7 protein-coding genes and 1 pseudogene are annotated in these 8,695 nt (G+C 44.5%); 6 read left to right on the top strand and 2 right to left on the bottom strand.

Features of this window, described 5'->3' with window-relative positions; translation table 11 throughout:
* Positions 1–4: 4 nt before the first annotated feature.
* On the bottom strand, positions 5–688 hold the full coding sequence (locus FWJ59_RS06230; protein WP_414481103.1) for an alpha/beta hydrolase: 684 nt from the start codon (positions 686–688) through the stop codon (positions 5–7).
* 243 nt (positions 689–931) lie between these two features.
* On the opposite strand from FWJ59_RS06230, the gene FWJ59_RS06235 reads away from it, so the two are divergent.
* A complete protein-coding gene (locus tag FWJ59_RS06235) occupies positions 932–2,155 on the top strand; it encodes an endo-1,4-beta-xylanase (protein WP_414481104.1) in 1,224 nt (407 codons plus the stop codon).
* A gap of 51 nt (positions 2,156–2,206) precedes the next feature.
* Here the strand turns inward: FWJ59_RS06235 and FWJ59_RS06240 are convergent, their stop codons facing one another.
* Positions 2,207–3,079 carry an EamA family transporter gene (locus tag FWJ59_RS06240; RefSeq protein ID WP_414481105.1) on the bottom strand — a complete coding sequence of 291 codons (873 nt, stop codon included), beginning with the start codon at positions 3,077–3,079 and terminating at the stop codon, positions 2,207–2,209.
* 428 nt (positions 3,080–3,507) lie between these two features.
* On the opposite strand from FWJ59_RS06240, the gene FWJ59_RS06245 reads away from it, so the two are divergent.
* From FWJ59_RS06245 to FWJ59_RS06265, 5 genes and pseudogenes are all read left to right on the top strand, one after another.
* Entirely contained in the window at positions 3,508–4,623 is a 1,116-nt protein-coding gene (locus tag FWJ59_RS06245; protein WP_414481106.1) for a DUF3048 domain-containing protein, read from the top strand.
* Between the two features lie 93 nt (positions 4,624–4,716).
* Positions 4,717–6,366 (top strand): annotated as a pseudogene (locus FWJ59_RS06250) (FAD-dependent oxidoreductase); the annotation flags it as partial.
* A 232-nt stretch (positions 6,367–6,598) separates the two neighbouring features.
* A complete protein-coding gene (locus tag FWJ59_RS06255) occupies positions 6,599–7,093 on the top strand; it encodes a GAF domain-containing protein (protein WP_414481109.1) in 495 nt (164 codons plus the stop codon).
* A gap of 48 nt (positions 7,094–7,141) precedes the next feature.
* Positions 7,142–7,996 carry a glycosyltransferase family 8 protein gene (locus FWJ59_RS06260; RefSeq protein ID WP_414481107.1) on the top strand — a complete coding sequence of 285 codons (855 nt, stop codon included), beginning with the start codon at positions 7,142–7,144 and terminating at the stop codon, positions 7,994–7,996.
* A gap of 198 nt (positions 7,997–8,194) precedes the next feature.
* On the top strand, positions 8,195–8,578 hold the full coding sequence (locus FWJ59_RS06265) for a desulfoferrodoxin (protein WP_414481108.1): 384 nt from the start codon (positions 8,195–8,197) through the stop codon (positions 8,576–8,578).
* The last annotated feature ends 117 nt before the right edge of the window (positions 8,579–8,695 follow it).

The raw sequence follows: 8,695 nt of genomic DNA on the forward strand, positions 1-8,695 counted from the left end.
CAGCTTAACTATGTTGTTCTATGAAGGCTAGTATATCGCTGAAAAGTTCACCTGCAATGGGGCTATGGCATATAAAGTGGTTGGCCTTTTGGTAAAATTTTATGGTCTTGTTTGGAGAATTGGCATTGCGATAGATATACAGAGCACTTTGGGGCAGCACTACGTCATCTTCCATTGCTTGAGCCACAAACAGAGGATAACATAAGTCCTTGAATTGGGATTTCGTAATGTTCAGGAGCTTCAAAAATTCTATTAAAGCTGAAAAAGGTATTTTGACCGACGATAGTACGTAGGATCTCAGATGGTCAAATTTTCTCGTCTTTATGTCATACATCAAATTTTTAATAATGCGGCTGAGGTTGACTGGGTAGATGGGCGTGTTTAAGGTAATGATGCCCTTAATGTTATTGTAACGGGGCAAATTGGCGGCGATCAGCCCTCCCATTGAAAAACCTACCACGAATATATTTTGGCACAAGTTGCTCAATTGCTCAAATGCCCTTTCTCCCGATTCGATCCACTGACGATACGAAACGCCCTCCAGGTCATCCTTTTTGCCGGTATGCCCTTTCAACTGGGCTGAAAAGGTAGTGATTCCCCTTGATTGCATGTATTCGGCCAAGGGGGCAATTTCAGCCGGCCTTCCCCCCAGCCCGTGTATCAATAGACAGCCAATTTTATTTTTCATATCAACGTTTTCTTCCCTTCATTTAAATGTGGCACCCTTATATATTATTCGCTGGTCTGTCGATAAGATATGTAATATTCCGCCGACAAAAATAATTTTTGCGTGCAAATTTTGGCTTGTTGACTTTATAGGAGCCATTTTTGAGCATCCACTGAGTTTAAAAAGGATAGGCTGCTTAAGCCAGAATATGGTATAATTTAAATAAATGGTATTGATGACACATAACTGCAAAGGGGGATTATCATGAATACATATGAACACAGGAAGGGAAAAGCGGTTTTAAAGCTTGTGCGGCCTGATGGTACGCCTGTAAGTATGAAAGAGGTGGTGATAAGGCAGACAAGGCACAAATTCCTGTTTGGCTGTGCCGAATTTGCCGTTGTCCCATTGGCCAATGACAAACTTCAAGGCGAGCAGAAAGAAAGGATATCGTGGGCTTTTGAAAAGTTTTTGGACCTCTTTAATTTTGCCACCCTTCCTTTTTACTGGGGAAGGTTTGAGCCTGTCAAGGGGCAACCGCAAACCGATAGTTTGAAAAAAGCAGCCCAATGGCTTAAGGACCGGGGATGCGTTCTAAAGGGACATCCGCTTTGCTGGCACACCCTCACAGCCCCGTGGTTGCTTGAGATGACCAATGCTGAAATATTGGATGCCCAGCTAGCTAGGATACGGAGAGAGGTAAGTGATTTCGCCGGCCTTATAGATATGTGGGATGTGATCAATGAAGTGGTAATAATGCCGGTGTTTGATAAATATGACAACGGTATAACGAGGATATGCAAGGAAATGGGTAGGATACCCCTGGTCAGGGAAGTCTTTAAGGCAGCTAGAGAGGCTAACCCACGGGCAATCCTTTTAATAAACGATTTCAACATTTCCGAGGCCTATGCCATATTAATAGAAGGGCTGCTGGAGGCAGGGGTAACCATAGATGCCATAGGGATACAATCCCATATGCACCAGGGGTATTGGGGTGTTGAAAAGACGCTGGAAGTGCTGGAGAGATTTTCCCGATTTAACCTGCCCATACATTTTACCGAGACCACCCTGGTTTCGGGACACCTCATGCCGCCACATATAGAAGATCTAAATGACTATAAGGTGGAAGAATGGCCTAGCACACCCGAGGGAGAGGAAAGGCAAGCACAAGAAGCGGTATTGCACTATAAAACCCTATTTGCCTGGCCTAATGTTGAGGCCATTACGTGGTGGAACTTCCTGGATGGTGGGTGGCTTAATGCTCCCGCAGGGTTTATAACCAAGGATGGAAGAGTAAAGCCCATATATCATGAGCTTTACAAGCTGATCAAGGGAGAGTGGTGGACAGGGGAACAGCGGCTGGTTACAGATGACGACGGTCTGGTTACCGTTGAAGGCTATTTGGGTGATTATGAAATAAGCTGCATGGGACAAACAGTACCCTTTACTTTACATAAAGATGGCAGCATAGAGATTCGCCTGGCTTAGCACCAATGGTGGTGCCCGGGTTGTCGGGTTACTTTTTCAGATGATCCTTTATCAGGGTATCAAAAGCGACATAGTTCCCGCCACTATCAGCATAAGCCCTACAATGGACTTTATATCCAGCTTTTCTTTTAAGAAAAAGTAGGAAAAAGCCACGGTGATTACCACGCTCAGCTTATCTATGGGTACTACGATGCTGGCTTGGCCATCCTGCAGCGCTTTGAAGTAACAAAGCCATGAAAGGCCGGTGGTGACGCCTGAAAGGCATAAGAATATCCAGCTCTTTTTATCGATAATCTTGATTTCCCTGTACTTGCCGGTCATCAATACCATAAGCCATGCCATCATCAGCACAACGGCTGTACGGATGGCCGTACCCAAATTTGATTCAACATTAGCGATACCAATCTTAGCCAGTATGGCTGTAAGGCTGGCAAATAGGGCTGACAGTAGGGCATATACCAACCACGCATTGCTAAAGGAGGCGGTTGGTTGTTGAGTGGATACATGCTTTTTGTGCACCATCAAATACGTCCCCAGGGTAATGGTCACTATTCCGGTGAGTTTAGCTGAGCTGACCGGTTCCCTCAGTATTATGATGGCCAATACCATGGTGAGCACGGTGCTGAATTTATCTATAGGGGTTACCTTGTTTACGTCTCCCAGCTGTAGGGCTTTAAAGTAGCACAGCCACGATGCTCCTGTTGCCAGCCCAGATAGGATTAGAAAAACCAGGGATTTTCGATCAATCCCATATATAGTTTTCCATGACCCCGCTATGAGTACCATTAGCCATGAAAACAGCAGTATTATGATGGTTCTTATGGCGGTGGCCAGCATGGAATCCACCTTTTTAACGCCTATTTTGGCCAGGATGGCTGTGACACCGGCAAACAAAGCTGAACAGAATGCTAATACTACCCACATGATCATCCCACCTTTCGTGAAGGTTACGGCATTATGTCCTGTTGAGATGGCGAGAAGGTCCATATAATGGTGTAAAAAGGAATTGAACCATCTCATCCTCCGGTTAGAATAAAATAAAGATAATTGTTGGCCCAATACTATACTACTACTGACATCAAGATTTTGCATTGCTTTTTTAAATTTTTTAACCATTTTTGTTGCTGTAAAGTTGGCTTTAGGTTGATTTCTCACAATATGTTTTCAAAGCCCCCCGACTCTTTAGCTATTACGCCGGCGTCCTTGTCCATTGTTTTCGATTGAGGTAACATAGTATTGATCAGAGAGCGATACTTCAGGGGCAGAGCAGTTTTTTGTTATTTTTGAGTTAAGTATGGGCTGACGATGGCAGGGACTTTTGGAATACCGTCGATTATAAGGAGGAATGCTGAGTGTTAAATAGGTGCTTTTTAATTTTGATGATATTAATTATGGTATTTGTCAGTTCCTGTACTTCTCAACAAAAAGAAATTCCTGACGATGAAGATGCATTACAGGAAGATGGGCTATTGGAACAGAGAGACACTAATTCTAATGCTGATGCTGATAACGTGGAAGATGCTGATACTTTGGAGATGAAAGGCGATGAATTGGGAAGTGCAGAGGGCGATGGTGGGGATGCTGACCTTAGCCCGCAAACGCAAACCAAAAGCCTGGTAACCGGCCTTCCCAGCGAACGCCCCTATCAGCCAGTAGCTGTTATGATCGAAAATTCACCTGCAGCACGTCCGCAAAGTGGGCTCATATATGCTGATGTGGTATATGAGATGTACGTCGAGGGAAAAATTACCAGGTTTATGGCTATTTTTAACGACAGAGATAGTACGGTGGCCGGTCCGGTTAGAAGCGTAAGGCATTACTATCTCGATATTGTGCGGGAATGGGATGCCCTTCTGCTTCATTACGGTGGCTCGGGCTTTGCTCAGGATGTTTACAAAAAGGACAAGAGCATAAAGCGAATAGATGGGATATACGACACCAAGTATTATTGGCGTGATAAGAGTAGAAAGGCCCCCCACAACGCTTATATAAACATAACGGAATGCAGGAAGGAGATAGATTCAAAACAAAAAGAGAGGGGATTCTTGTTTACAGAAGATATCCCCGTGGGACATGATTATTCAAAGGTCATAATTCCTTATGATTCAAGGCATACGGTTACATCGTATGTATTTGACGCAGATAAAGGTGTACATAAGAGATTTATCAACGGCAGTCCCCATGTGGATAGGGAAAGCGGTCAACAGATAGAGGTAAAGAATATAATCATACAGTATGCGAAGCATAGATCCATGAATACGTCGGCGGGACATATCGATATAGAATTGGTATCATCAGGCACAGCAGAGTATTTCATAAACGGCAATCATTTTAAGGGCAGCTGGAAAAAGGCGAGCAAAAGCGAAAAGACCGTTTTCTATGACCAAAACGGCCAGGAAATCATGCTGATGCCGGGGAATACCTGGATACAGGTGGTACCTGTGGGCTTTAATGTCCAGGTGGAGTGAGACCGCTGCGATTGAATAACTTGCCGTTTAACTTTTTGAAGGGGTGGTAATTATCTAGAGCAAGCAAATTTAGATAAAGGGAGGAAGCAGCGGTTGAAGGGTAGGAAGATAGCCATAGTTGGAGGAGTGGCAGGTGGAGCAAGCGCAGCTGCCCGCCTTCGCAGGCTTGATGAACATGCCCATATAATAATATTTGAAAGGGGCCAATATATTTCATATGCCAACTGCGGTTTGCCCTATTATGTAGGTGGGGTTATAAAAGATAGAAATGAACTGCTGGTACAAACTCCTGAGAGGATGGCCAAGAGATTTAACATAGATGTTCGTATAAACAGCGAGGTAGAGGATATAGACCTTGAGAGGAAAGAGCTGATTGTCCTGAATAGGGCTACCGGTGAGCGCTATCGTGAAAGCTTCGATAAGCTCATATTAGCTCCAGGTGCTGAGCCCATAAAACCGCCTATTCCGGGCATAGAAAAAGCCAACCTATTTACGGTTAGAGATATATCCCGAATCTATGCGCTAAAGGATTACATCGATAAAGAGAAGCCCGACAGCGCCGTGGTGGTGGGCGGAGGGTTTATAGGCCTTGAGATGGCGGAAAACCTGAGGCTTAATGGTATAAAGGTGTGGCTGGTTGAGCTGCTCAATCAAGTTATGCCGCCTCTCGATTTTGATATGGCTGCCTATTTGCATAGGCATCTTAGAGAACATTCTGTGGAGTTGTGCCTTGGCGATGGAGTAGTGTCGTTTGACAGAGATGAAAAGCAAACGATTGTGAACTTAAAGAGCGGCAAGCAGCTGAAGACCGATATGGTGGTATTGGCAGTTGGGGTAAGACCCGAAACTATCCTGGCTCAAAAAGCTGGCCTGGAAATTGGCGAGACGGGCGGCATAAAGGTGAATCAGCACTTGCAGACATCCCATCCTGACGTGTACGCCATAGGCGACGCCATTGAAGTAATTGATTTTGTAAATGGGAGGCCTGCTCTAATACCGCTAGCCGGGCCGGCCAATAAGCAGGGGCGCATTGCGGCCAATCACATATGCGGCATAGAGGATACCTATAAGGCTACCCAGGGGACGGCCATCATAAAGGTATTTGACATGGTGGCGGCCTGTACCGGCAACAATGAGAAGGTGCTCAAGAAATACGGCATCCCATACCTGAAGTCCTATACCCATGCTGGTTCCCATGCCAGCTACTACCCCGGTGCAACCTCCATGGCTATAAAACTCCTGTTTAGCCCTGATAATGGGAAAATACTTGGGGCGCAGATTGTAGGCCACGACGGTGTGGATAAGCGCATAGATGTGCTGGCCACCGCTATCCGTGCCGGCATGACCGTATATGATCTGCAGGAGCTGGAGCTGGCCTATGCTCCCCCATTTTCATCGGCGAAGGACCCGGTCAACATAGCCGGCTATGTGGCGTCCAATATTCTGCAAGGGTTACATCCTGTCATTCACTGGGATGACCTTGACAAGCTGGACCGGCAGTATACCGTGCTGCTTGATGTCCGTACTCCAGCTGAATGTAAAACCACAGGAATTATACCTGGGGCTATCAACATACCGATAGATTCTCTGAGAGAGCGAATAGATGAGCTTCCTAGAGACAAAACCATCGTGATATACTGCCAGGTCGGTTTAAGGGGATATATTGCAGCCAGGATGCTCATGCAGCGAGGGTTTAGCAGGGTATATAACTTGAGCGGGGGGTATATAACCTACAGCATGGCAAAGCAGGGGCAATAGATGACCCATGCAGGAGGGCCAGAGATTTTATCTCTGGCATTTTTTTAAGATTGAGGTTTAAATGCCAAAGATCCGCTTTCTTTGTTGGGTTATGGGCTATGATTATTGGATTGTAGGCTATAATGTGGTAAAATAAAAGTGGCTGAGCATGTCTGCTGTAGGCCAATTTAACGTCCACAGAAGAGGGTATAGGCGAGGAGGGTATGTTGTGTTTGTAATGGATAAATTAGATACTGGTGACAAGGGAAAGTTTTACGAGCAGCTTAATGCCTATCTTGTTGGGCTGCTCAAAGAAGAGAAATACTGGCTGGCAGCGCTGGCCAATGCTGCTGCCTTGCTATACACCTTGCTTCCTGACATAAATTGGGCAGGCTTTTATCTTTACAGGGAAGGAGAACTTATGTTGGGGCCGTTTCAAGGGAAGCCAGCATGTACCAGAATTGCTTTGGGCAAAGGCGTCTGCGGAACCGCCGCCGATACAAGGCAAATTCAGCTGGTTGAAGATGTGAATCTCTTTCCGGGGCATATTGTTTGTGACCCAGCATCCCGGTCAGAGATAGTCATACCCATTATAAAGGATAACAGGCTGATAGGGGTTTTGGATATTGACAGCCCACATATAGCGCGGTTTGATGGTCAAGATGCAAAAGGGTTAAGCAGTTTTGTAGAGGTTTTAAATCGATATATTGACTGGCCTGAAGAATTCAAGTGAATTTGCTAAAGATTTTTTTAAATATTAAATTTTATGCGCGAGAGGTGAATGTGTGTGAATATACTGGTGACTCTGAATGCTGCTTATGTTCCGCCGCTTAAGGTGATGCTAAAATCGCTGTTTGATAATTGCTCTGAAAAAGTAGAAGTGTATTTGATGCACTCCGATATACAAAAACAGGAGCTTGAGCGGCTTTCGGCATTTGTAGAGGCTTGTGGACATGCGCTGTACCCGCTTACTGTTGAACGGGACATGTTTGCCGAGGCACCAGTTAACTTTTATTATCCTCCTGAAATGTATTATCGCCTTATCGCGCATACCGTGTTACCTGCCCATGTCGACAGGATATTGTATCTTGATCCTGATATTTTGGTGCTTAACCCTATTGAACCACTTTATTATACCGAAATAGATGGCTATTATTTTGCTGCTGCTGCACACTCCAAGCCGGTGATAGATTACATAAACAGGATTCGCCTCAGAACCGAGTCCAATAGATATTACAATTCTGGCGTTTTGCTCATCAACGTGGAACTGCTGCGAAAAGAGGTGCAGGTTCAGCAGATATTTGATTATATAAAAGAGCATGCCCATGAGCTCATACTGCCTGACCAGGATGTACTAAATGGGCTTTTCTGGCATAAGATCAAACCGTTGGACGAGCATTTATATAATTATGATGCCAGGCGTTATGGCACATATTTTCTTGCCACAAAAGGCCGTGTCAATCTTGATTTTGTTATGCACAATACGGTTATATTGCATTTCTGCGGAAGGAAGAAGCCGTGGCATCCCAATTATAGGTACCGTTTCGGCATTCTCTACAAACACTACCAAAAGCTAGTTCAAAGGATTGAGAATTGTCGGGAGTATGAGGAGGCAACAGCTGAAGTTGCCAGATAGATTTGCTCCAAACTTTGACGGGGTTTAGATAATTAAGTTAAAAACGCGAAAAGCATAACATGCTTTGTTCCCGTTTTTTTGTTGTATTTTGATATTTTTTTGTATAAATTCAAAAATTGGTTTAAAAACAAATTTGATGTGGTATATATTTTACATCAAGTAAATGAAGATTTTAATTGAAAGGAGGAACAGGATAATATGAGAGACAAAGTGACTTTTTACCGCTGTGAAGTCTGCGGGAATCTGGTTGAGCTCATCAACAAGGGTGGAGGAGAACTGGTATGCTGCGACCAACCCATGACTGAGCTTAAGCCCAATACCGTAGATGCGTCCGTTGAAAAGCATGTACCGGCCGTTACCAGAAAGGATGGCAAATTGTATATCCAGATTGGTTCAACTCCTCATCCTATGGTACCAGAACATTACATTGAATGGGTGGCGGTGATTGGCGACAAGACCATGAGGAGAATTGCACTGGCACCTGGTGAAGAGCCAAAAGTAGAATTGGTTGATACAGGTGAAGAAGTCGATGTTTACGCTTACTGCAACATTCATGGGCTTTGGAAGACAGAAGTAAAGTAAAACCTATCGCTTAAAAGATGCAAGTCGGTTGCATTTAAGATAGGCAGTGCTTAATTTGAAGGTATTGGATAAAGTGGGATAAACTGCTTTTTGGGATATGAATGTCATTTTATTGTT

It is taken from the genome of Caldicoprobacter sp. (genome assembly GCF_047459465.1).
GTDB lineage: Bacteria > Bacillota > Clostridia > Caldicoprobacterales > Caldicoprobacteraceae > Caldicoprobacter.